Origin of the sequence: Leifsonia tongyongensis (assembly GCF_010686705.1) — a bacterium.
Taxonomy (GTDB): domain Bacteria; phylum Actinomycetota; class Actinomycetes; order Actinomycetales; family Microbacteriaceae; genus Diaminobutyricibacter; species Diaminobutyricibacter tongyongensis.
Window position 1 is genome coordinate 965,896 of record NZ_JAAGWY010000002.1, and the last position, 22,314, is coordinate 988,209.

The following is a 22,314-nucleotide window of genomic DNA, read 5'->3' on the forward strand; positions in this document are numbered from 1 at the left end:
GTTTGTCAGACGGCCATAACGTGAAAAACTCTGTGCTCGCGAGTTTGGCGTCAGCCGACTCCCAAATACGCCTCTTTGATCGCGGGGTTCGCCAGGAGCTCCTTGCCGGTGCCCGAGTGCGTGATCGAACCCGTCTCGAGCACGAAGCCGCGGTTGGCCCGGGCGAGCGCTTGGTTGGCGTTCTGCTCGACCAACAGGATGGTGGTGCCCTGCTGGTTGATCTCCGTGATGATCGAGAAGATCTGCTTGATGAACTGCGGTGCGAGCCCCATGGACGGCTCGTCGAGCAGCAGCAACCGCGGGGCCGACATCAGAGCGCGGCCGATGGCGAGCATCTGCTGTTCGCCGCCTGACATCGTGCCGCCGACCTGCGTGCGCCGCTCTGCGAGCCTCGGGAACAACGCGAACACCCGGTCGAAGTCCGCCTGCATGCCGCTCCGGTCCTTACGGCCGAACGCACCCATGTCGAGGTTCTCCATGACCGTCATGCCCGGGAAGATCCCGCGCCCTTCGGGTGCCTGCGAGATTCCCCGGACGACGCGGATGTGCGCCTTCATCTTCGTGATGTCCTCGCCGTCGAACATCAGGCTACCCTTCGACGGGTTCAGGATGCCCGAGATGGTCTTCATCGTCGTGGACTTGCCGGCGCCGTTCGCACCGATGAGGCTCACGATCTCGCCCTGGTCGACCGAGAAGGACATGTCGTGGATGGCCTCGATGCGCCCGTACGCGACGCTCACGTTCTTCAGTTCAAGCAACGTCATCTTCAGGCTCTCCGAGGTAGGCGGCGATCACACGCGGGTCGTTGCGGATTTCGACAGGGATGTCGTCGGCCAGCTTGCGACCGAATTCGAGCACCACGATGCGGTCGGTGACACCCATCACCAGCCGCATGTCGTGTTCGATCAGCAGCACGGTGTACCCATCGGCACGGATGGTGCGGATGAGCTCCATCAGGTCCTCTTTTTCGGCCGGGTTGAATCCTGCGGCCGGCTCGTCGAGGCAGAGCACCTTCGGGTCGGTCGCGAGCGCGCGGGCGATTTCGAGGCGTCTCTGGTAGCCGTAGGGCAGCTGGCGGGATGCGGTGTTCGCCAGGTCGGCGATCCCCACGAACTCGAGCAGCGCCATCCCGCGTTCGATCGCGGTCTTCTCCTCCCGTGTGTGCCGCGGCAGCCGAAGGAGCGCGCCGGGCACACTCGTGCGGTGCCGGGCGTCAAGACCGACGACCACGTTCTCGAGCGCACTCATCTCGCCGAAGAGGCGGATGTTCTGGAAGGTGCGCGCGAGACCGAGCCGCGTGATCTGGTGCTGCTTCTGTCCTTTGATCGATCGTCCTTCGAGCAGCACGTCACCGCTCGTGGGCTTGTACACCCCGGTCATCGCATTGAAGCAGGTCGTCTTACCTGCGCCGTTCGGTCCGATCAGCCCCAGGATCTCGCCGCGCTTGATGTCGAACGTCACATCGTCGAGGGCGAGCAGGCCACCGAACTTCACGGTCAGGTTCTTCACCTCGACGAGCTTGTCGCCCACCTCCACCGCGATCTCGCGGTCGGGTGCGGCCGCTTCGGCGACCTCGAGGTCGACGTTGAGCTCTGCGAGCTCGGTGGGGTCGGCACCGGCCTCGGTCAGGTTGTCGGCGTCTTCGGTCATGCCACGCCTCCCTTCGTCGGATCGCCCGTCGGTCGTGGCTTCGGCCCGGTCGTAGACGGTTTCGCTTTCAGGTACTCCATCGCGTGCCGTCCGTAGGCCAGCAGCCTCTGCTTGGCCGGGATCAGGCCCTTCGACCGGAAGATCATGAGCAGCACGAGCGCGACACCGAAGATGAGGTATTTGTAGTCGGCGATGGCGGTGAAACGCAGCGGGATGTACGCCACGATCGCACCACCGAGGATGGCGCCGACCTTGTTGCCGGAGCCACCGAGCACGACGGCCGCAAGGAACAGGATCGACGTCTGCACGTCGAACTTCTGGTTGTTGACGAACCCGACCTGCCCCGCGAACAGCGCGCCGGAGAGACCGCCGACGGATGCACCGATCGCGAACGCCCACACCTTGTACTTGAAGGTGGGAACACCCATGATCTCTGCGGCGTCCTCGTCTTCGCGGATGGCGATCCACGCTCGTCCGACGCGGCTCCGTTCGAGGTTGCCCACGAGCAGCAGCACGATGATGATGACCACCAGCGTGAGCCAGTACCAGGGCACACCGTTCGAGTTCGAGAAGATCGGGACGCCGTTGGCGTCGGTGCCCGGCGGGTGGCCGACGTTCTGGAAGCCGACCTGCCCCTTCATCGCCGGGATGATCGTGGCGAGGATGCGCACGATCTCTCCGAACCCGAGGGTGACGATCGCGAGATAGTCACCGCGCAGGCGGAGTGTCGGCACGCCCAGGATCACCCCGAAGGTCATCGTCACGGCCATTGCGACCGGGATGGTCCACAGGTACGGGATGTGCGTGAACGGCGAGTCCGGGCTGGTCAGCATCGCGGCCGTGTACGACCCGACCGCGAAGAACGCGACATACCCCAGGTCGAGCAGTCCGGCGTAGCCGACGACCACGTTCAGGCCCACGGCGATGAGGGCGTAGACCGCCATCGCGAAGCAGGCGAGGGGCCAGTCGTTGCCGGGCTCCGTCGTGAGGGGGAAGAAGTTCAGGTACGGCAGTGCGAACGCGATGGCCACCACGATGAGCATCCAGAGCCACTGGACGGCACGGGGCAGCCCGTTCCACCGATCGCGCAGCGGCTGGAAGAACCCGCCCCGCTTCTTCGGCGCGGCCTCGATGTTGTCGACAGCCTGTTCGGTGCGAGCGTCGGGCAGGACGCGAGGCCCGTCGTTGGTGCTCATGCTCTGCTCCTTCCCAGTGACGTTCCGAGGATTCCGGTGGGTTTGATGAGCAGCACGAGGACCAGGACGACGAACGCGACGACATCGGTCCACTGGGAGTCGCCGAGCAGGATCTGCCCGTAGTTGCCGATCACGCCGAGGAGCAGGCCGCCGAGCAGCGCGCCCCTCACATTGCCGATTCCGCCGAGGACGGCAGCCGCGAACGCCTTGACCCCGAGGATGAAGCCACCGTTGTAGATCACGCCCGACGGCACCAGCATCACGTAGAAGAGCGCAGCGGCACCGGCGAGCAGGCCGCCGACGACGAACGTGATCACGATGATGCGCTCTTTGTTCACGCCCATGAGGGTCGCCGTGTCCGGATCCTGTGCAACGGCACGGATGCCGCGGCCGGTGCGGGTGCGGCGGATGAACATGTCGGTGAGGACCATGAGAATCACCGCCGCGATCACGATGATGAGCGACTGAATGTAGATGGTGGTGTTGAAGACGTCGAACACGGGAATCGCCCGGAACATCGTCACCGCAGGCTCGGCGTTCGCGCCGCGCACGAGGAAGATCGTGTACTGGATCGCGAACGACGCGCCGATGGCCGTGATGAGGAACGCGAGCCGTGGCGCATTGCGTTTTCGGAGCGGTCGGTAGGCCACGCGTTCGAGCAGGAAGGCGGCGGCCGCGGAGGCCAGCATGCCGACGATGAGGGCGAGAAGGAGGTCTCCCACGATCGCCGGAACCGAGAGGTTGGGCGCTGAGGGACCGAAGCCCAGCGTGGTCAGGGTGATCACGACGCCGTAGGCGCCGATGATGAAGACCTCGGAGTGGGCGAAGTTGATGAGGTTCAGCACGCCGTAGACGAGCGTATAGCCGACGGCGATGAGGCCGTAGATCGCCCCGAAAGTGAGACCGTCGAAGGTCGCACTCCAGAAATTCTGTACCAGGGCGGTGACATCGAAATTGATCCACGAGTTGTCGAGGACCGGGTGGAGAATCAGTGCTTCGAGCATTCAGGCATCCAGATCTAGATGACACGGATCGACTTTGATCCGAGTGGATAGCGGCCGGGGTGTGATGAGGATGCCGCGGGCTGCGACGGGCGCGCCCGCGGCATCCTCATCACTGATGGCTATCCGATGGTACCGATCGGGACGATCTTGCCGTTGTCCACTTTGTAGCCGTAGACGGTCGGCGCCTGCAGTTCACCGGTGGAGTCCCACTTGTAGTGCTTGCTCAGGCCGTCCTTGTCGTAGGACTTGACGAAGCCGAGCAGGTCGGCACGAGTGGTCTTGCCCTGGTCGATGCCCGACAGCAGCACAGTCGCCGCGTCGTAGCCTTCGATCGAGTAGGTTCCGGGCTCAGCGCTGAATGCCGTCTTGTACGCCTTCTCGAAGTCCGGGATCAGCTCTCCGGGGATGCAGGGGCAGGTGAAGTAGGCGTTGCCCGAGGCATCGCCGGCCAGCTTGATGAACTGGTCGTCCTTCACACCGTCAGGGCCGACGAACGTGCCCGTGTAGCCCTTGTTGACCAGCTGCTGGTCGAACGGAGCGCCCTCGGCGTAGTAGCCCGAGTAGTACACCGCGTCAGGCTTCGCGTTGATGATCTTGGAGATCACTGCCGAGAAGTCCTTCTGGCCGGTCGTCACCTTGTCGGTGCCGATGAGTGCGCTGCCCAGGGCCGAGGAGGTGGTTCCCGCCAGACCGATTCCGTAGTCGGAGTCGTCCTGGACCAGGTAGACCTTCTTGGCCTTCAGCTTGTCGGTGAGGAACTTCGCCGCTGCCGGACCCTGCACTGCGTCATTGCCGAGACCGCGGAAGAAGGTCGTCCAGCCGTTCTTCGTCAGGCCGGGGTTGGTCGCCGATGGCGTGATGTGCACCAGACCCTGCTGCTGGAAGATGTTGCCGGTCGCCTTCGACTCACCCGAGAACGGGAGACCGACGACGCCGATGATGTCCTTCTCGTTGACCGCCTGGGTCACCGGTCCGGTCGCCTTGTTCGGGTCGCCTTCCGTGTCGAACTTCTTGAATGCGACCTTGCATCCGGAGTTCGCCTGGTTGTGCTGGTCGATTGCGAGCTGCACACCGTTGTAGATGTTGACACCGAGCTGTGCGTTCGGACCAGTCTCAGCACCGATGTAGCCGATGGTCAGGCCACTCGGGCAGGTCGCCTTGCCGTCACCAGCCGGCAGGACAGCGCCCGCCGGGGTGGAGATGGAGGTGATCGCCGGAATGTTGACCTTCCCGCTGCCGCTGGTGCTTGTCGATCCCCCGGTCGATGCCTGGTTGGCACAACCTGCGAGGAAGAGGGCGACCGACGCTGCGACGGCCATTCCCACTAGTGCTTTCTTTCGTAACATGTGATTCTGCCTCTCGACGTGAATCCGTAATGAGACCACGAGCTTGCGGCCTCGCCCACGAATATGTGCCCTGAGCCTACAAGGATTGCGGGCATCTGCATCGTGTTTCCACACGCAGATTTACACGATCGAAACCAAACCGATAGAGGCCTTTTGCCCGCGTATGCAAGGCGATATGCTGATCGGCTCGGCACACACGCGCCGGCGCGTGAGGAGGTCGCACGTGGCAGCGGTACCCGGCCTCACCCTCACCGAACTCGTCGTGCCCGAGCGGATCGGCGCTCCGGGCTCCGCGGTGTTCGAGGAGCTGGTGGCCATGGTCAACGGCATCGCGGTCGAATTGTGGGGCAACCACGATTTCGTCTATTCGGCCGAGGCGGAGCTCCCGGCGTTCCGCCCGCAGGAGTTCCTGGAGCGCATCACGTTCGTCGCCCGGCTCGACGGGATCATGGTGGGCAGGGTGATCGCCGAGTTCCCGCTGGAACCGGATGCGGTCACCGCCACGCTCCTGGTCGATGTCGTACCGGCCGCGCGAGGCCGCGGCATCGGCTCGGCGCTTCTGGCGAAAGGCGAGGAGCTGGTGGCCGACGGCGGCCGGACCGTCATCGCAGCCTTCACAGAGTATCCGGCAGCGACACTCACCGGGGCGGGCCCCCTCATCCGCCCGCAGGTCGGCCCGAACGGCGTCCCCGCGGATTCGCCCGATACGCGGTTCGCTCTCGCCCACGGCTATCGGCTCGGCCAGATCGAGCGTTCGAGCGAGCTGCCCCTCCCCATGCCGGCCGAGAGGTTCGACGCGCTCTACGACGAGGCCATGCGGGCAGCGGGCTCCGACTACCGGGTGCTCGGCTGGTGGCGCCACGCTCCGGAGGAGTACGTCGCCGGGTTCGCGTCACTGCGCGCCCGGATGACCCGGGACGTCCCCCAGTCGGGCATCGCCCTCGACGACGAGGAGTGGACGCCGTCGCGGGTGCGCGAGCTCGAGCAGTTGATGATCGACCGCGGCGAGCCGTTCCTCTGCTCGGTCGCGCAGCACATCCCGACCGGCCGTCTCGTCGCGTACACCGACCTCGTCGTACCGGAGGGGGGCGGCAAGGTGGAGCAGCACGACACGCTCGTCGTCCGGGAGCACCGCGGCCACCGGCTCGGGATGCTGGTGAAGGCCGAGAACATCCGCCGCCTCGCCGAGGTGGAACCGAACGCCACGCGCATCCTCACCTGGAACGCGGACGAGAACGAGCACATGCTCGCGGTCAACGACGCGTTCGGGTTCCGTCTGCACGGGCTGGTCGGCACCTGGCAGAAGTCGCTCGCCTAGCTGTAGTTCCCCGAGCGCGACTCAGCGAAGCCGCTGGCAGTAGGGGCACAGGTGCGACGAGCGGTTCATGAACTGCTCGCGGACGATGGGGCGACCGCAGCGCGGGCACGGGCGGCCCTCCCGACCGTAGACGTTCAGGCTGTGCGAGAAGTATCCGGATGCACCGTTCACGTTCACATACTGCGCGTCGAAACTCGTCCCGCCTTCGGCGAGTGCACGCTCCAGCACGAGCCTGATCTCGGCGAGGAGCACCCGGATGCGCGGCCGGCTGAGGCTCGACGCCGGCTGCGCGTAGTGCATCTTCGCAGCCCACAGGGCTTCGTCGGCGTAGATGTTGCCGATCCCGCTCACGACCGTCTGGTCGAGGAGCACGCGCTTGATGCCGGAGTTCTTGCGGGCGAGCGTGGCTGCGAATCGTTCGTCGTCGAATGCCGGGTCCAGCGGATCACGGGCGATGTGCGCGACCTGCGTGGGGACGAGCGGATCGTCGGTGCCGAAGCCGCCCGGGAGGCCGTCCGCCGTCGGAACGAGCAGGTCGACGGCCATCGATCCGAAGATCCGCTGGTCGACGAAATCGATCCACAGCTCGCCGTGCGCCGGGTTGTCGACGTGGAGGCGGATGCGCAACAGCCCCTCGGCGGTCGTGCCGGGCTCCCTCAGGAGGATCTGGCCGCTCATGCCCAGGTGGGCCACGATGGCGCGGTCGGGCTCATCCGCCGTCCGGGTGCGGAGCGGGATCCAGAGGAACTTGCCGCGGCGAGCCGGGGCGCGCATGACGCGGCCCGTGAGGAGCGCTGCGAAGTCGCCGGCCGCGCTGTCGTGCCGCCGTAGCGAGCGCACCTCGAAGACCTCGACTCCGGTGATGGTCGCGTCTGTTACCGCGGGCTCGAGCCCCGCGCGTACGACTTCAACCTCGGGGAGTTCTGGCACGTCGCTGGGTGAGCTGGGTCCAGGCCGACAGGGCGGCGGACATCTCGGCCTGTTTCTTGCTCGTGCCCTCGCCTGTGGCGACCACGAGGCCCGCGACCTCGACCGTCGCGTGGAACAGCTTGCTGTGATCGGGACCCGTGTTCGTCACCGTGTAGTGCGGCAGCCCGGCACCGCGGTGCGCTGCGGCCTCCTGCAGGCTGGTCTTGGGGTCCATCGCCGCCCCGAAACGGTCCGGGTCGCCGAGCAGGGGCTCGACGAGCCGGAGTACGAGCGCCGTAGCGGCTTCACCACCGGCGTCGATGTAGGCCGCGCCGATGATCGCCTCGACCGTGTCGGCGAGGATCGACGCCTTGTCGCGGCCGCCGCTCTGGTCTTCACCGCGGCCGAGCAGCAGGAATTCGCCCAGGCCGATGCCGCGCGCGACCTCGGCCAGAGCTACGGAACTGACGAGGCTCGCCCGGCGCTTGGCCAGGTCGCCTTCGTCGAGGTCCGGGTTCTCGCGGAAGAGCTTGACCGTCACGGCCTGCCCGAGGATCGAGTCGCCGAGGAACTCCAGGCGTTCGTTGTTCGGGATGCCCCCGTGCTCGTACGCGTACGAGCGGTGGGTCAGCGCGCGTTCGAGAAGCTCCGAGTCGATGTCGACTCCGAGCTTCTCGAGAAGGACGCTGCGGTCGGGCCGTACGCTCGTCATCGTGGTGATCTCGCGTACGCCGTCTTCGGGTGCGTGCTGACTAGACGTCGGCGACCTTGCGGCCTTTGTACTCGAGGAACAGGGCGGTTCCGGCAGAGTCCTCGACGACCTTCGCGCGGTGCGGGAGGCTGTAGGTGACCTTGCCGTTCTCCACGGTCTTGACGAGCGTGGGGACCTCGGCCTTCCACTGCGAACGACGAGCGTGCGTGTTGGCGCGTGACTTCTTCCGCTTCGGAACAGCCATGACTATCTCTCTTCTCTGTCTGCAGGGCCGGCATTGCCAGCACTGGTGTCTTCGGAAGCCTGGAAACCTGCAAGCGCAGACCATCGCGGATCTGCGATTTCTCGTGGCTTGTGGTCCGGTCTCTCCGCCAGCCGTTCCCCTGTCTCGGGGTCGAGACCGGGGCAATCTGGCCGGCATACCGGCTGAAACGGAAGTGAAAGCACTACCGCGTCCCTGATCAGAGGTTCAAGATCCACGTGGTCGTCGTGAACCTCAAAATCAAAAGCTTCGTCAGAAGAATACGCGAAAAGTTCCTGGAAATCGACTTGGACCGGCACCTCGATGTCGGTGAGGCACCGTCCGCACACGCCGACGGCGGTCGCGGAGAGCTCTGCGCTGACCAGGATTCCTTCGTGCATCGACTCGAACCGGACGTCCGCGTCGATGGTGGAGCCTGCGGGAACGCCGACCAGACCCTCCCCCATCTTCGCGTCGACGGGGAAGGCGATCTGCTGCTCCCGCATCTCTCCGGGGCGATGCATGAGGTCGTACACATGAAGCGTGTACGGGGTCGTTCTGAATTTGGTCACGATGAACTATTCTACGCGTTCGTCGGGCGCACTCCTGCGGTGGGCGACCATGAGGGCGGGATGAGCGAGACCGGGGCGAGCAGCGCCTTCACTCTCAGCGCGCGTCCGGCGCGCGCCTCGATTCCGGCGAGCGCCTCCTGCAGGTCGTCGGGGACTCCGTGGGCGATGTATCGTCCCGGCGGTCCGAACGATTCGCGCTCGACGGCGGTCAGAAGCCTTCGGACCGCATCGGAGCGCGCTCCCGGGCCCACCGCATCCGTCACCCGTTCCGCGAACGCCCGCGGCGTCTCGGTGTCGGGCACGGACCAGCCGAGGTCGCGCGCCGTGTCACGGAGTTCATCCCATGCGAGCCCTGCGAGACCCCATTCGTCCCTGAGCTTCCGGAAGCGGCTGCGCCGGCGCAGCCTGCGCAAGAACGCCGGGGTCAGGAGCAGCGCGATCACCAGCAGCGTCACCCCGAACGCCGAAGCGATCGGCTGTGCCGGGTTGGCGGTTGCGCCGGTCGCGCTGTTGGGCCCTCCGGTGATCTCGGGGGCGAGCGATGCGCGGCCCGCCGCGCCCGACGCGCTCGGGTTGTTGCTCGACGTGTTCCCGGCGGTCTGCGGCACGGTGTACGCCGGGACGAACCCGCGCGACACGGTCGGCTCGAACGGCACCCAACCGACCCCGGCGAAGTACAGCTCCGGCCACGCGTGCAGATCGTCGCTGGTCACGGTGTAGATGCCCGGGTTGTTGACCGAACCGCCGTTCGAGGTCCCGGGCAGGTAACCCATCGTGACACGCGACGGGATGCCGAGCGTCCGGGCCATGAGCGCCATCGCGGACGCGAAATGCACGCAGTACCCGCTCTTCACTTCGAGGAACTTGGCGATCACTGCGCCGCCGTCGCCGTCGTACCCCTGCTTGAGCGGCGTCGACGTGGAGTACACGAAGCCGTTGTTGCGGAAGTAGTTCTGGAGGTCGACGGCCATCTCGTACTCGTTGGTCGCTCCCGCGGTCGCTTTGAGCGCTGTCGTCTTGATGGTCGGTGGAAGCGTCGTCGTCACGAAGAGATCGCGCTGGATCGAGGCCGGGACGAAGCCGCCTGCGGCCTTCAGCTGTTCGGCGGTCGGTTCGAGCTGGACACTGTTCACGGTGTATTGCTGGCCTTCGGTGGACGTGCCGACGCCGCCGATGGTCAGGTCGTCCGGATCCCACGACCACGTACCGTTCAGGCCATGCACACCCTTCACCGGGAACGGGACGGGGAGCCACCGGCTCTGCATGTTGGCGATCTGGATGCTGGTGCTCACCTTCGACGTCTTCACCGCATCCGACAGCCCGGTGACCGGGCCGATCGAGTTGCCGACCGGCAGCCGCTTGGTGTCGCGCTCACGGTGCCTCCAGACCGTCCCCGTGAACTGGTCGAGCGATGCGAGTTTCAGATACTCCGGAGTGCTGGCGGTGGTCGTGTATGTCAGCACCTTGACCGCCGCCGGCCGGCGCAGGTCGCGCCCGAGGTCGATCAACGGCGTGACCGTGCCACCGATGGAGATCCCGCCCGCGGTGAATGAACTGGCGCCGCCACGATCGAGGCCAGGAGCCGTCGCCGACAGGATGAGGGCCACGATGATCGATCCGGCGGCGATCGACAGGGATGCGGCCGGCCGCGAAGTCCCCGGCCGTCGCGCCCGCACATCGCAACGCAGGAGGTAGAGGAAGGCAGCAGCCGACTCGGCGAGCGCGACAGGAGCGACGCCGTCACCGAGGAGGGCGGCCGGCACGATGAGGACGGCGATGATGCCGATCGCCGAGAACGTCGGGATGCGGAACGCGATCGCGGTCGTATCGAGGTAGATCGCAAGGAGACCCGACCCTGCGACGATCAGGAACATGAACTCGGGCAGCGGAGGAGCCGGGGTGCCCTGCTGGTAGATCGAGAGCATGGCCTGGCCGTACAGGTCGCCGAACTTGCCGAACGTCGCAGGCGTCGGGATGAACCCGAGCAGCCCCGTGCCACCGCCGAACCCGACGGTCATGATGATCGCGAATTCGACCGCCAGCAGCAGCGGCACGATCCTGGGCGGCACGCCGATCATCCGGAGCCCGGCGCCGGCGACCAGGATCAGCGATGCGACGAACAGCATCAGGAACCACCAGCCGAAACCGTCGATCAGGCCGATGAGCGCGAAACTCACGGCGAGGACCATGATCAGCAGGGCACTGGTGAGCCGCCAATAGCCGTTCCTGCGCGCGACCCCGACCCGTGCCGGGGCGGCTGCGACGCTAACCACGCTGCACCGCCGTCCGGTGGCGCCCGAGCGCCTGCTGCCAGGCTGCGACCGTCCCCTCCGCACTGCTGAACGCGACGCAGATCCATCCGGCATCGGTGAGGGTCTCCGTCACGGACGGGTCGGCGCTCGCCCCGACGAACGCGACCGCCGGATCGCACATCGGCCGCAGGGCGGCCAGCGCGCCGATCTCTTCCGTGGAGCCGGCGAGCAGCATGGCGAAGACGGGTACCGCTCTCCCGCTGCGGCGGAGCCCCGCCGAGAGCTCGGACACCGCTTCGTCGCGGGCCTCCGTCGTCTGTTCGACGCTCGCGAGGTCGGCGAGCAGGAGCCGGTCGGCTCCCCCGAGGTCGTAGGTCGGCGTCGTGCTGCCCATCGTGCCGGAGCGACCGGCGCCCGTGCGGCCGCCGAGCTGCCGCGGGGCGGTCTCGACGATGCTGACGACGAACTCCTCGTCGAGCAGGTGCACGCCGACCGACGCCACGAGTTCGACGAGCTCTTCGAATTCGGCGTCCGCCCGCTCGGCTGCCCCGGGGATGACGAAACGGTCCCGCTGCTGAACGTGCGTGTCGAACAGGATCCAGGCCTCAGGGTTGCTGCGCTGCTCCTCCTGGCGCACCATGAGCTTGTCGTGGCGGGCCGTCGCCCTCCAGTGCACGCGCCGCAACGGATCGCCGGGGCGGTATTCGCGGGCGATCAGCTCGTCTGCGCTCGGGATGCTGTGCCGGAGCAGCTCGTGCTCGGTTCCCTCGCTCCGGGCGATGTCCAGTTCGCCGCGCGCGAGGGGGCGCACGCGAGGAGTGACGATGAGCTGACGGGGCTGACCGAGCGCATACTCCGCGTAGGCGAGGCCGAACGGGTCGGTCCGGCTCACGATCAGCGGCCCGATTCCGTGCGATCCCCGATGGTTCGCGCGGATGTCCTGGCGGAGCGTGACGGTGTCCTTGGCGCGATGGATGGCGGGCTGGTGCGCGTCGAGACGCGGGAAGGGCGCCGGCGGCTGGACGTCCAGGCCGGGCGGGGCGAACTCCCGCCACTGGGCGGGCGGGCTGGGGCGGGGCGCTTCGTTGCGGGCCGTCGTCGAGACGGTCGCGTTCTCGCCGACGGCCACGACATCCGGGTGGAACGTGCGCGAGACGCTCAGCCGGGGCCGGTCGACCGTGACCGAGATCATGGCGGCCAGCGGCACCGTGACAAGGAACAGCCCCAGGAACAGCACGTCGGAGCGGCCGAAGCTGATCGCGGCGATGAGGGCTGCGACCCCGACCCCGAACAAGGTCCAGCCGCGTGCGGTCGGCCGCGGTTTGCGGACCGGCGACGACGAACGCTGGCGCCCGGACATTGCCGGCTAGCTCGCCGAGCCCGATCCGACCGGAACCGGTGTCGCAGCGACGATGCGCCGGACGATCTCCGCGATCACAGGGGCACTCTCGTGGTGATGGCCGAGTGCCCTGCTCGTGGGAAGCAGGCGGTGCCCGAGTACCGCGACCGCCAGCATGTCGATGTCATCCGGCAGCACGAAGTCGCGCCCGTCGAGGGCCGCTTTCGCCTTCGCCGCACGCACAAGCTGAAGGGTGGCGCGTGGGCTCGCGCCCAGGCGGAGATCCCTGTCCTCACGTGTCGCGCGCACGAGGTCGACCGCGTACTGCTTCACGGGCGCCGATGCGAAGACGCCGCGCGCTGTCGCCATCATGGCCCTCAGCTGCTCGGCGCTGACGACCGGGCCGATGCGCGACAGCGGACTCGACGTGTCGCGCGTGTTCAGCATCGCCAGTTCGGACTCGTCGTCGGGGTACCCCATGGCGATCCGCGCCATGAAGCGGTCCCGCTGGGCTTCAGGCAGAGCGTACGTGCCCTCCATCTCGACGGGGTTCTGGGTGGCGACGACGATGAACGGCGACGTCAGCCGATAGGTCGAGCCGTCGACGGTGACCTGGCGCTCCTCCATGCACTCGAGCAGCGCGGACTGGGTCTTCGGGCTGGCGCGGTTGATCTCGTCGCCGATGACGATGTTCGCGAACACGGCGCCCGGCTTGAACTCGAAACGACGCTCCGCCTGGTTGTAGACCGAGACGCCGGTCACGTCACTGGGCAGCAGGTCTGGCGTGAACTGGATGCGGCTCACCGTGCAGTCGACCGATTTGGCGAGCGACTTGGCGAGCATCGTCTTGCCGACCCCCGGCACGTCCTCGATGAGGAGATGGCCTTCTGCCAGCAGCACCGTCAGCGCCGTCTGCACTGCGTCGTGCTTGCCGTCGATGACGGATTCGACGTTCGCCATGATCTGCTCGGCCGAGCGTCGCAGCTCGGTCAGGCCCATCTCGTCGGAGTCGCCGAGCTCAGTGATATCGGTCGGCGCGACGGACGAGTCCGTCGGCTGGCGCGTCGGGTAGCTGTTCATGTCTCCTGCAGATAGTCGTAGACGGCGGCGGGAACGTACGGGCTGACGTCCCCACCCAGGGCTGAGACCTGTCGGACGAGCGAACTCGACACGTGTGCGTTCGCGGGATCGGGGAGGAGGAAGATCGTCTCCACGGCCGCGAGGTTGCGGTTGACGATGGCCATCGGCGTCTCGTAGGCCACGTCGACCTGCGAACGGATGCCCTTGACCAGGACGTGCGCGCCGACGTCGGTGCAGTAGTCCACGAGCAGTCCGACGCTCCAGGATGCGACGATGATGTTGCCGGCGATGCCCGCGTCTTCGATGGACCGCTCGATCAGCGCCACCCGCTGGGCGATCGGCAGCATCGCGGCCTTGTCGGGATTGTGCACCACAAGGACGTGGACCTCATCGAACAGGCCCGCAGAGCGCTCGATCACATCGAGGTGCCCCAGAGTGACCGGGTCGAACGAGCCAGGGACAACGGCGATCCTGTTCATAGGTCTCCAGAATAGCTGGACGATCCCGGCATTTCGTTGTGAATCTGTTACCCGCGCTGGAGCTCTAAGGATCGCATCGCGATCCCGCGACGCCAGCGCGCTGGAGCTGAAAGGATCGCATCGCGATTCCGCGACGCCAGCGCCGAGCGAGCTGTGCTCGCTCGGTCACCCTTTCCCCAAGAACTCCCGCTCCTGCGCATCCAGCCGCCGAGCGAGCGCGTCAGCGAGCGCCGGATGTCCGGCCAGCCCACCGGGCGACTCGAGGACTCCCTGGGCGGCGGCGCGCGCATCCGCGATCAGTGTCCCGTCTTTCGCGACCCTCAGCAGCCGGAGCGAGGACCGTCCGCCGGACTGCCTGCTGCCGAGCACGTCGCCCTCCTGGCGCAGTTCGAGGTCGATCGTGGCGAGTTCGAAGCCGTCGAGTGTCGCGGCGACAGCGTCGACCCGTTCCCGCGCTAGGCTGCCCTGCTCCGCGTTGGTCACGAACAGGCACAGACCGGGAACGCCGCCGCGGCCGACCCTGCCTCTCAGCTGGTGGAGCTGCGACACCCCGAACCGGTCGGCGTCGAGGATCACCATCGCCGATGCGTTCGGCACATCGACGCCGACCTCGATGACCGTCGTCGCCACGATCAGGTCGAGCCTGCCGTCGGCGAAGGCCCGCATGATCTCGTCCTTGGCGTCTCCGGGGAGCCTGCCGTGCAACACGCCGATCCGCGATTCCGCGAACAGCGGGTCGGCCCGGACCTGCGCGGCGATGCTCTCGACGGATGCCGTGGGGGCAGGCGCCCCCGAACCCGTGTCCTCGTCTTCGAGACCTTCGCCGTCGTCCTCCGCTTCCTTGCCCGAGATCGCCGGGCAGACCACGAACACCTGGCGCCCTTTCGCGATCTCCTCGGCGGCGCGTTCCCAGATCCGGCGCTCCCATCCCGGCCGGTCCGCCAGCGGCACGACGAAGCTCTCGATCCCCTGCCGGCCCGCGGGAAGCTCGGCGATGGTCGACACGTCGAGATCGCCGAAGACGGTCATTGCCACGGTGCGCGGGATCGGCGTGGCGGTGAGCACGAGCACGTGCGGTGGTGCGCCCGCCTTGAGCCGCAGCGCCTCGCGCTGTTCGACGCCGAACCGGTGCTGCTCGTCGACGACGACGAGGCCGAGGTCGAAGAAGGTCACGGCATCGCCCATCAGGGCGTGGGTTCCGACCACGATCCGTGACTGGCCGGAGACGGTCCGCAGCAGTGCCTTCTTGCGTTCCGCCGTGGCGAGCTGGCCGGTGAGCAGGGTCGGCATGAGCTCTGCGGCGAGGTCGGGGCCGAGCACTTTCACGATCGACCGGAGGTGCTGTACCGCCAGCACCTCGGTCGGGGCGAGAAGGGCGGACTGGCCGCCCGAATCGGCGACGGCCAGCATCGCTCTCAGTGCAACCAGGGTCTTGCCGCTGCCGACTTCACCCTGCACGAGGCGGTTCATCGGAGCATCCTGTGCGATGTCGGAGGCGATCGCCTCGCCGACCGTGGTCTGGTCGCCCGTCAGCGCGAACGGCAGGGCCGCGTCGAATCGTTCGAGGAAACCGCCGGCGACCGGCCTCCTCGGGTCGGCGTGCTGCTCCCGGGCCGTCGCACGCTGCTGCAGCAGCGCGGCCTGAAGGACGAAGGCCTCCTGGAATCTCAGGGCGTCGCGGGCCCGCTGCCAGTGCGCATCCTTCTCCGGGCGGTGGATGAGCTCAAGCGCCTCACGGAACGGCAGCAGCCCTCGCTCCAGCACCAGTTCGTCCGGCACAGGGTCGGGCACGTCCCCCAGCCCGTCGAGCACGAGGCCTACGGCCTTCTGGACCTGCCAGCTGGCCACCGTGCCCGTCGCCGGGTAGATGGGTATCGGTGTCTCGGCCCACGAACGCGCGGTCGCCGCGTCCGCTCCCCCTGCATCCGCCTCGAACAGCTCGTAGTCCGGATGCGCCAGCTGCAGCGCCCCCTTGTAGTCGGACACCTTGCCGGCGAAGATCCCCCGGACGCCGGGATGGAGTTCACGGGCGCGCCACGCCTGATTGAAGAACGTGAGGGTCAGGATGCCCTTGCCGTCGGAGATGCGCACCTCGAGGATGGATCCGCGCCGCGCCCGCATCGGCCTCTCGCGCACCTCCAGGACCTCGGCGACGATCGTCACGTTCTCGTCGACGGGGAGCTGGGTCAGCGCCGTCAGCTCACCGCGGCGCGCGTACCGCCGCGGGTAATGGCTCAGCAGGTCTCCGACGGTGTCCATGCCGAAGGCCTTCGCGAAGGCGTTCGAGGTGCGGCCGCCGAGCACGCCGGAGAGCCGGGTGTCGAGCGACAGCACACCGTCGACGGCTGCGACCGGTGTTCCGCTCATTCTTCGATCGTACGGGTCGCCTCCGTCAAAGCGGCGATCTCGGCGGCGACATCGGGATCGTCCGGCCGCTCGGCCGCCAGGCGTCTCTGGATGGCGAGCGCCTCGACATCCCTGCCGAGCTCACGCAGGCAGCGTGCGACCGTCCACTCGCCCATGAAGCGCTGGTCGCTCGTCCCGTAGTCGCGGGCGGCCACCAGCGCCGCAGCGAACTCCTCGAGCGCCGTCGCCGCGTGGCCGGCGTCGAAATGGTGCCAGCCCAGGTTGTTGTGAAGGGCGATCTGCCACCGTTGGGTCCGATGATCGTCGATGTGGTGCAATTCGACGAGCGCCAGCCTCGTCCAGTGATCCTCCTTGCCCGGGTCGGACAGGGCGAGCATGTGCATGGCGTCGACCGCCAGGTACGGCGAATCCGCTTCGCGGGCCCACTCGAGCGCTGCCAGGAAGAGCGGCACCGCGTCGGCCGGGTCGCCGGAAGAGAGGCGGATCCGCCCCCGCTCGAGGTCGACGCGCGTAGCGACGAGGGGGCCGAATCGCGGGATGCCCTCGAGGACGACCTCGGCCTCGTCGTAACGCCCCTGAAGGCCGAGCGCCCGGGCACGCTGGGTGGCGAGCTCCGCACGGACGGCATCACCGCGGGTCTCGGCCTCCTCGGCCGCGCGGAACCGGCGCTCCGACTCGGCCGCATCGCCGTGGTCCCAGAGCTCGTCGAGCTCGGCCTGGCCGAGACGCGCATCCGTCACACACCCATCATCGCTCGCGATCGCACCCCGCCGATAGGCTCTAGGCACCATGACACGCATTGTCGCCGGATTCGCCGGGTCGCTCGGGCTCCAGGTCCCGAAATCCGGCACACGCCCCACCAGCGACCGGGTGCGTGAGGCGATCTTCTCAGCGCTCGAATCGCGCGACGCGATTCGCTACGCCCGCGTGCTTGATCTCTTCGCCGGCTCCGGCGCGCTCGGCCTCGAGGCAGCCAGCCGCGGTGCGTCGACGGTGACCCTCGTCGAACGCGGCAGCGCGGCTGCGGCGATCTGTCGCCGAAATGCCGCTGCGGTCCTGCAGGCGGCGCCGGCGGCGGCGAAACCCACGATCGACGTGGCGGCGACCACCGTGCAGTCGTTCCTCGCCGCATCCACCGCCGAATTCGATCTCGTCTTCGTCGACCCGCCTTACGAGCTCTCCGACGACGAACTGGTCCATGCCCTGAAGACGCTCGAACCGCGGCTGTCGGCAGAGGCGATCGTGTGCGTCGAACGCAGTACGCGCTCCGGAGAACCGGACTGGCCCGCCGGCCTCCTGCTCGACCGGCGCAAGGACTACGGCGAGACCGCCGTCTGGTGGCTCAGCGTGGATCAGCCGCTCCGACCATCCCAGCCGACGTAAGGATCCCATCCTCCGAGCTCGTCGTACGGGCGGCCGTCGACGAGGACGCCGGTTCCCTCCACGACCGAGCCGATGTGGCGGAACCCACCAGGCAGCTCGGTTCCCGGTGCGAAGACCGCCAGCAGGCTGTGGTCCTCGCCACTGGCGAGCGCCGCGAGAGGATCGGCGCCGAGAGCCGAGGAGTCGATGTCGATAGCGACGCCGCTGGCCTCGGCGACACGGCGAGCGTCGAGCGCGAGTCCATCGCTCAGGTCGAGCATCGCGGTCGCCCCGGCCCGCGCCGCGAGTGGGCCGTCCGAGATCGGCGGATGCGGTCGCAGCTGCGCGAGGACGACCTCGGCGTGATCGCGCCTCAGCTCTGCCGCTCGCTCCGGGCTTGGCCGACCCTGCGCATCCACGCCCGCCTCGAACAGCAGCCGGAGCCCGACGCCCGCGGCCCCCAACGGACCCGAGACGGCGACGACGTCGCCGGGCCGTGCGCCACTGCGGAGGACGGGCGCCCGCCCTTCGAGGTCGCCGAACGCGGTGACGGCGATCGTGAACGTCGCCGACACCGACAGGTCGCCGCCGACGACGCCGCAGCCCGGAGCCAGCTCGGCGCAGGCCTCGCGCAGGCCGTCCGCGATGGCCTCCAGCTCTGTGACACGTGTCGTTGCCGGCGCCGCGATGGCGACCACCAGCGCGGTGGGCACGGCACCCATCGCCGCGATATCCGACAGGTTCGTCGCCGCGGCCTTCCAGCCCAGGTCGTACGGAGCCGACCATCCCCAGCGGAAGTCGGGACCGTGCACCATCATGTCGGTCGTCACCACGTATCGGCCGTCCGGCGCGGCGAGGACAGCGGCGTCGTCGCCGGGGCCGATCACCGTGACGGACGACTCGGGCAGTCGAGGGAAGATCCGGCGCAGCGCCTCCCGCTCGTGCACCGACCCGAGCGTGTCGTCGTCGGTCTCCGGGCTGTCAGCCATCGTCATGCATCAAACGGTAGCCTGAATGCGATGTCACTTCGTCCCGCCGCCCTGCTCGCGGTCATCCTCGCCGGCGCAGGGCTGGCACTTACGGGATGCACACCGATCGTCTCCCTCGACCCCGCGGCCCAGGCCAACGATCCCGGATGCGCGGAGATCTCCGTTCGGCTGCCCGACACCGTGGCGGGCGAACAGAAGCGCGAGACGGATGCGCAGGCGACAGGAGCCTGGGGCGACCCGGCCGTCGTCCTCCTCCGCTGCGGCGTCCCGCCGATCGGGCCGACCACGAAGCCGTGCGTCACCGTGAACGGCATCGACTGGGTGCTCATGACGGACCCCGCGGCAAAGTCGATCGTTTACCAGACCTTCGGCCGGACCCCTGCGACCGAGGTCATCATCGATCACGTGCACGGCGTCTCCGACTCGAGCGTCCTCCCGGAGTTCGCGAGCGCGATCGCCACCATCAAACAGACGCAGAAATGCCTGGACACCCTCGACACCGGGACGTCCGGCGCGACTCCCAGCCCTTCTCCTTCGAAGTAGGAGGGCCTCAGGCTGCCGCGCGGGCGAGCGCCACGGCGATCAGTTCGTCGATCAGCGCCGGGTAGCTGAGCCCCGACTCCTGCCAGCACCGCGGGAACATCGAGATCGGGGTGAAGCCGGGCATCGTGTTGATCTCGTTGACCACGAAACCGTCTGCGGTCAGGAAGAAATCGACGCGCGCCAGCCCTTCCCCGCCGATCGCGTCGAACGCTCGGATCGCGAGATCCTGCATCGTCGCGAGTTCGCCGGCGCTCAGCTCGGCCGGGCACACCAGCTCGACCCCCGGAGCATCAAGATATTTCGCGGCGAAGTCGTAGAACTCGCGGCCGGTCATCACGATCTCGCCGGCGACGGATGCGCGGGTCGGCTGACCCGGACGGCCGCCCAGCACCGCGACCTCGACCTCCCGCCCGACCAGGCCGGACTCGACGAGGACCTTGTCGTCTTCCGCGAAACCCGTTGCGAGGGCCTCGTCGAGCATCGAGAGATCGGAGACCTTGCTGACGCCGACACTCGACCCCGCGCGTGCGGGCTTTACGAACACCGGCACCGCGAGCTCTGCGGCCCGGGCGCGCACCGCAGCCGGATCGGTCGACCACTCATAGGCCGAGATCGTCACCCACGGCGCGACGGGGATGCCTGCGTGCTGCAACACCGTCTTGGTGAAGTGCTTGTCCATGCCGAGTGCGCTCGCGAGCACACCGCTTCCGACGTACGGAAGGTCGACGAGTTCGAGCATCCCCTGGATGGTTCCGTCCTCACCCCACGGGCCGTGGAGGATCGGGAAGACGAGGTCGACATCGCCCAGCGAACGGACGGCGCCGTCGGCCGCAGTGACGGTGAGTTCGCGGGTCACCGCGCTCTCCGGCCAGTGCACGCGCGTGGCGTTGTCGGGCACCACGGGCATCGCCTCGGGGTTCAGCGCGAAGAATGCCGCGTCGTCGGGCTGGAGGGTGAAGGCACCCTCCTTGGTGATGCCCACCGGGATGACGTCGTACCGCTCGCGATCAATCGCGTCGAGCACTCCCGCCGCCGTCGCGCAGCTGATCGAATGCTCGCTTGATCGACCCCCAAACAGAAGAGCGACTACGAGTTTGTCCGTCATCCGTGGTCCTTTCACCCTGGGGTTCGTCCGAATCCGTGGTGAGATGCGGCGCGATGTCTTTCGGTTCGAGCGTACCGGCGAGCACCTGGCTCACCTGCCGCACGATCGGCATCTCGACGCCGCGCGCCTCCGCCAGCTTCAGGATGGGCGCGACCGACGCGAGGCCCTCCGCCGTCTGGTTCATCTGCTTGACGACGTCGGCGAAGCTGTAGCCCTGGCCGAGCAGTCTTCCCGCGGTGTTGTTCCGCGAAAGCGAGGACTCGCATGTCGCGATGAGGTCGCCGAGACCGGCGAGCCCGGAAAGCGTCTCCGGATGCGCGCCGTAGGCGACAGCGAAGTCGGTCATCTCGACCAGTCCCCGCGTGATGATCGAGGCTTTCGTGTTCTCGCCGTAGCCCACGCCGTCGACGATGCCGATCGCGACGGCGATCAGGTTCTTGAGCACACCGCCGAACTCCGTGCCGATGACGTCGGTGTTCACGAAGCTCCGGAAGTAGCGGTTCGTCGCCGCCATGGCGACAGCCTGAGCGGTCTCGAGGCTCGCCGACGAGACGACAGCCGCCGTCGGCTGCTCCTTGGCGATCTCGAGGGCGAGGTTCGGCCCGGAGGCGACGGCGATGAGACTCTCGTCGATCGGGAGGCCCTGGGCGATGACCTCGCTCATGCGAAGCCCCGTACCCTTCTCGACACCCTTCATGAGACTCACGACAACGGTCGTCGGCCCGAGGTGCGGGGCGATTGCGGCCAGATTGTCCCGCAGCGTCTGGCTGGGAATCGAGATGTACACGTGCTCGGCGCCCGTCAGCGCCTCAGCGAGCCGCGACGTCGACCGCAGGTTGCGCGGCAGGTTGATGCCGGGAAGGTAGTCGCTGTTGCGGCGGCCTTCCGTGATCTCACGGGCCAGTTCGGGACGCCGCGCCCACAGGACGACGTCAGCGCCGCCGTCGGCGAGGATCTTGGCGAACGTGGTGCCCCAGCTTCCTGCGCCGAGGACGGCCACACGACGGGGAGGAACGACCTTCTTATCGCTAGCCTTCAAAGCGGCCGGTCTCCTTCTGGTCGTGTTCGGCGGGGTTCCAGCGTTCGGCCGGAGGATTCTCACCACGCAGGTCGGCGAGCAGTTCGGTGATGCTGTCCATGATCACCGTCGTCGCCTCGTTGAGCGTGGCCGCGTCGAGATTGCGACCGCGGAAGGCCGAGAGGTCGACCGGGTCGCCGATCTTGACGGCGATCTTCTTGGGCGGGAAGAAGCTGATCTTCTTCGAATAGCGCGCCATGACCTGCTGGGTTCCCCAGTGGGCGACGGGGATCACCGGGATGTCGTGCTCGAGCGCCATCCGGGCTGCGCCGGTCTTGCCGCGCATGGGCCACAGATCGGGGTCGCGGGTGAGCGAACCCTCCGGGTAGATGATGACCACGCCGCCGGAGTCGACCAGCTTCTCCGCCGCGACGAGGGAGGCGTTGCCACGCGCGTTGCTGCGTTCGACCGGGATCTGCCCCGACTTCCGCAGGAACCACCCGACGACGGGCACGTTGAAAAGGCTTCCCTTCGCGAGGAAGCGCGGCACACGGCCGAGCTTCCAGGTCACCGCGCCGATCATCACCGGGTCGATCTCGCTGTAATGGTTCGGCGCGACGATGAAGGCGCCGGTGCGCGGGAACTTCTCGCGGTCGGTGATCGTGAAACGTGCCATGAGCCCGACGATCGGAAGGATCAGCGCGGCGAGCACCCAGAAGATCGACGGCCGGGACCGTTCCGATCGCGGCTGCCTGGCCGGTTTGGCGGGCGCTGACGGCGGGGTGGACGGCGGTTGGGCGGCAGGCTTCTGCTCTGAAGACGGTTCGGGCAC

22 protein-coding genes are annotated in these 22,314 nt (G+C 67.7%); 3 read left to right on the forward strand and 19 right to left on the reverse strand.

Annotated features, from left to right (window positions below):
• Positions 1 to 50: 50 nt before the first annotated feature.
• From G3T36_RS12585 to G3T36_RS12605, 5 genes are all read right to left on the reverse strand, one after another.
• The gene (locus G3T36_RS12585) at positions 51 to 764 is read right to left on the reverse strand and encodes an ABC transporter ATP-binding protein (protein WP_163290092.1); all 714 of its coding nucleotides are present in this window, start codon (positions 762 to 764) and stop codon (positions 51 to 53) included.
• Positions 751 to 1,650, reverse strand: coding sequence for an ABC transporter ATP-binding protein (locus G3T36_RS12590; RefSeq protein ID WP_240148447.1), 900 nt, complete (start codon positions 1,648 to 1,650; stop codon positions 751 to 753). Before G3T36_RS12590 ends, G3T36_RS12585 begins: the two co-directional genes overlap by 14 nt.
• Positions 1,647 to 2,846 carry a branched-chain amino acid ABC transporter permease gene (locus G3T36_RS12595; protein ID WP_163290093.1) on the reverse strand — a complete coding sequence of 400 codons (1,200 nt, stop codon included), beginning with the start codon at positions 2,844 to 2,846 and terminating at the stop codon, positions 1,647 to 1,649. Before G3T36_RS12595 ends, G3T36_RS12590 begins: the two co-directional genes overlap by 4 nt.
• Positions 2,843 to 3,850: a branched-chain amino acid ABC transporter permease gene (locus tag G3T36_RS12600; RefSeq protein WP_163290094.1), complete on the reverse strand. Its 1,008-nt coding sequence runs from the start codon at positions 3,848 to 3,850 to the stop codon at positions 2,843 to 2,845. The genes G3T36_RS12595 and G3T36_RS12600 overlap by 4 nt, the downstream gene beginning before the upstream one ends.
• 119 nt (positions 3,851 to 3,969) lie before the next feature.
• Positions 3,970 to 5,169 carry a branched-chain amino acid ABC transporter substrate-binding protein gene (locus G3T36_RS12605; RefSeq protein ID WP_240148526.1) on the reverse strand — a complete coding sequence of 400 codons (1,200 nt, stop codon included), beginning with the start codon at positions 5,167 to 5,169 and terminating at the stop codon, positions 3,970 to 3,972.
• Between the two features lie 250 nt (positions 5,170 to 5,419).
• On the opposite strand from G3T36_RS12605, the gene G3T36_RS12610 reads away from it, so the two are divergent.
• Entirely contained in the window at positions 5,420 to 6,514 is a 1,095-nt protein-coding gene (locus G3T36_RS12610) for a GNAT family N-acetyltransferase (RefSeq protein ID WP_163290096.1), read from the forward strand.
• Positions 6,515 to 6,535: 21 nt separating this feature from the next.
• Here the strand turns inward: G3T36_RS12610 and mutM are convergent, their stop codons facing one another.
• The 10 genes from mutM to G3T36_RS12660 all read right to left on the reverse strand — a co-directional run bounded on the left by mutM (position 6,536) and on the right by G3T36_RS12660 (position 17,205).
• Complete coding sequence (gene mutM / locus G3T36_RS12615) at positions 6,536 to 7,444, reverse strand: bifunctional DNA-formamidopyrimidine glycosylase/DNA-(apurinic or apyrimidinic site) lyase (RefSeq protein WP_163290097.1); 909 nt, start codon at positions 7,442 to 7,444, stop codon at positions 6,536 to 6,538.
• A complete protein-coding gene (rnc, locus tag G3T36_RS12620; RefSeq protein ID WP_163290098.1) occupies positions 7,422 to 8,135 on the reverse strand; it encodes a ribonuclease III in 714 nt (237 codons plus the stop codon). The genes mutM and rnc overlap by 23 nt, the downstream gene beginning before the upstream one ends.
• A 40-nt stretch (positions 8,136 to 8,175) precedes the next feature.
• Positions 8,176 to 8,379, reverse strand: coding sequence for a 50S ribosomal protein L32 (rpmF, locus tag G3T36_RS12625; RefSeq protein ID WP_077053432.1), 204 nt, complete (start codon positions 8,377 to 8,379; stop codon positions 8,176 to 8,178).
• 2 nt (positions 8,380 to 8,381) lie between these two features.
• Positions 8,382 to 8,900 (reverse strand): YceD family protein, encoded by a 519-nt coding sequence (locus tag G3T36_RS12630; protein WP_163290334.1) that lies wholly within the window; start codon positions 8,898 to 8,900, stop codon positions 8,382 to 8,384.
• Between the two features lie 59 nt (positions 8,901 to 8,959).
• Positions 8,960 to 11,221 carry a transglutaminase TgpA family protein gene (locus G3T36_RS12635; RefSeq protein ID WP_338031568.1) on the reverse strand — a complete coding sequence of 754 codons (2,262 nt, stop codon included), beginning with the start codon at positions 11,219 to 11,221 and terminating at the stop codon, positions 8,960 to 8,962.
• Entirely contained in the window at positions 11,214 to 12,560 is a 1,347-nt protein-coding gene (locus tag G3T36_RS12640; protein WP_163290100.1) for a DUF58 domain-containing protein, read from the reverse strand. The genes G3T36_RS12635 and G3T36_RS12640 overlap by 8 nt, the downstream gene beginning before the upstream one ends.
• A gap of 6 nt (positions 12,561 to 12,566) precedes the next feature.
• The gene (locus tag G3T36_RS12645) at positions 12,567 to 13,619 is read right to left on the reverse strand and encodes an AAA family ATPase (protein WP_163290101.1); all 1,053 of its coding nucleotides are present in this window, start codon (positions 13,617 to 13,619) and stop codon (positions 12,567 to 12,569) included.
• Positions 13,616 to 14,098: a pantetheine-phosphate adenylyltransferase gene (gene coaD, locus G3T36_RS12650; protein WP_163290102.1), complete on the reverse strand. Its 483-nt coding sequence runs from the start codon at positions 14,096 to 14,098 to the stop codon at positions 13,616 to 13,618. The genes G3T36_RS12645 and coaD overlap by 4 nt, the downstream gene beginning before the upstream one ends.
• Positions 14,099 to 14,263: 165 nt before the next feature.
• Positions 14,264 to 16,465 carry an ATP-dependent DNA helicase RecG gene (locus tag G3T36_RS12655; RefSeq protein ID WP_163290103.1) on the reverse strand — a complete coding sequence of 734 codons (2,202 nt, stop codon included), beginning with the start codon at positions 16,463 to 16,465 and terminating at the stop codon, positions 14,264 to 14,266.
• On the reverse strand, positions 16,462 to 17,205 hold the full coding sequence (locus G3T36_RS12660; protein ID WP_193571086.1) for a tetratricopeptide repeat protein: 744 nt from the start codon (positions 17,203 to 17,205) through the stop codon (positions 16,462 to 16,464). The genes G3T36_RS12655 and G3T36_RS12660 overlap by 4 nt, the downstream gene beginning before the upstream one ends.
• A gap of 49 nt (positions 17,206 to 17,254) precedes the next feature.
• On the opposite strand from G3T36_RS12660, the gene rsmD reads away from it, so the two are divergent.
• Positions 17,255 to 17,848, forward strand: coding sequence for a 16S rRNA (guanine(966)-N(2))-methyltransferase RsmD (rsmD, locus tag G3T36_RS12665; RefSeq protein ID WP_163290104.1), 594 nt, complete (start codon positions 17,255 to 17,257; stop codon positions 17,846 to 17,848).
• Here rsmD and thiL read toward each other — a convergent pair.
• The gene (gene thiL / locus G3T36_RS12670) at positions 17,818 to 18,822 is read right to left on the reverse strand and encodes a thiamine-phosphate kinase (protein ID WP_420811044.1); all 1,005 of its coding nucleotides are present in this window, start codon (positions 18,820 to 18,822) and stop codon (positions 17,818 to 17,820) included. The genes rsmD and thiL overlap by 31 nt on opposite strands.
• A gap of 24 nt (positions 18,823 to 18,846) precedes the next feature.
• Between thiL and G3T36_RS12675 the strand changes: the two genes are divergently transcribed.
• Positions 18,847 to 19,359: a DUF3515 family protein gene (locus G3T36_RS12675; protein ID WP_163290105.1), complete on the forward strand. Its 513-nt coding sequence runs from the start codon at positions 18,847 to 18,849 to the stop codon at positions 19,357 to 19,359.
• Positions 19,360 to 19,366: 7 nt separating this feature from the next.
• Here G3T36_RS12675 and G3T36_RS12680 read toward each other — a convergent pair whose 3' ends face one another.
• From G3T36_RS12680 to G3T36_RS12690, 3 genes are read right to left on the reverse strand one after another with little or no spacing between them, the layout of a single operon-like run.
• Entirely contained in the window at positions 19,367 to 20,464 is a 1,098-nt protein-coding gene (locus G3T36_RS12680; RefSeq protein WP_163290106.1) for a D-alanine--D-alanine ligase family protein, read from the reverse strand.
• Positions 20,367 to 21,503 carry an NAD(P)H-dependent glycerol-3-phosphate dehydrogenase gene (locus G3T36_RS12685; RefSeq protein WP_163290107.1) on the reverse strand — a complete coding sequence of 379 codons (1,137 nt, stop codon included), beginning with the start codon at positions 21,501 to 21,503 and terminating at the stop codon, positions 20,367 to 20,369. The genes G3T36_RS12680 and G3T36_RS12685 overlap by 98 nt, the downstream gene beginning before the upstream one ends.
• A complete protein-coding gene (locus tag G3T36_RS12690) occupies positions 21,493 to 22,314 on the reverse strand; it encodes a lysophospholipid acyltransferase family protein (RefSeq protein ID WP_338031569.1) in 822 nt (273 codons plus the stop codon). Before G3T36_RS12690 ends, G3T36_RS12685 begins: the two co-directional genes overlap by 11 nt.

Excerpts from the sequence above, each read along its gene's own strand:
- rsmD (WP_163290104.1), top strand. The coding sequence starts at position 17,255 with ATGACACGCATTGTCGCCGGATTCGCCGGGTCGCTCGGGCTCCAGGTC.
- G3T36_RS12590 (WP_240148447.1), bottom strand. The coding sequence starts at position 1,650 with ATGACCGAAGACGCCGACAACCTGACCGAGGCCGGTGCCGACCCCACC.
- G3T36_RS12640 (WP_163290100.1), bottom strand. The coding sequence starts at position 12,560 with ATGTCCGGGCGCCAGCGTTCGTCGTCGCCGGTCCGCAAACCGCGGCCG.
- G3T36_RS12595 (WP_163290093.1), bottom strand. The coding sequence starts at position 2,846 with ATGAGCACCAACGACGGGCCTCGCGTCCTGCCCGACGCTCGCACCGAA.
- coaD (WP_163290102.1), bottom strand. The coding sequence starts at position 14,098 with ATGAACAGGATCGCCGTTGTCCCTGGCTCGTTCGACCCGGTCACTCTG.
- rpmF (WP_077053432.1), bottom strand. The coding sequence starts at position 8,379 with ATGGCTGTTCCGAAGCGGAAGAAGTCACGCGCCAACACGCACGCTCGT.
- G3T36_RS12600 (WP_163290094.1), bottom strand. The coding sequence starts at position 3,850 with ATGCTCGAAGCACTGATTCTCCACCCGGTCCTCGACAACTCGTGGATC.
- G3T36_RS12675 (WP_163290105.1), top strand. The coding sequence starts at position 18,847 with ATGTCACTTCGTCCCGCCGCCCTGCTCGCGGTCATCCTCGCCGGCGCA.
- G3T36_RS12655 (WP_163290103.1), bottom strand. The coding sequence starts at position 16,465 with ATGAGCGGAACACCGGTCGCAGCCGTCGACGGTGTGCTGTCGCTCGAC.
- rnc (WP_163290098.1), bottom strand. The coding sequence starts at position 8,135 with ATGACGAGCGTACGGCCCGACCGCAGCGTCCTTCTCGAGAAGCTCGGA.
- G3T36_RS12605 (WP_240148526.1), bottom strand. The coding sequence starts at position 5,169 with ATGGCCGTCGCAGCGTCGGTCGCCCTCTTCCTCGCAGGTTGTGCCAAC.
- G3T36_RS12645 (WP_163290101.1), bottom strand. The coding sequence starts at position 13,619 with ATGAACAGCTACCCGACGCGCCAGCCGACGGACTCGTCCGTCGCGCCG.
- G3T36_RS12585 (WP_163290092.1), bottom strand. The coding sequence starts at position 764 with ATGACGTTGCTTGAACTGAAGAACGTGAGCGTCGCGTACGGGCGCATC.
- thiL (WP_420811044.1), bottom strand. The coding sequence starts at position 18,822 with ATGACGATGGCTGACAGCCCGGAGACCGACGACGACACGCTCGGGTCG.
- G3T36_RS12680 (WP_163290106.1), bottom strand. The coding sequence starts at position 20,464 with ATGACGGACAAACTCGTAGTCGCTCTTCTGTTTGGGGGTCGATCAAGC.
- G3T36_RS12630 (WP_163290334.1), bottom strand. The coding sequence starts at position 8,900 with ATGCATCGCCCCGGAGAGATGCGGGAGCAGCAGATCGCCTTCCCCGTC.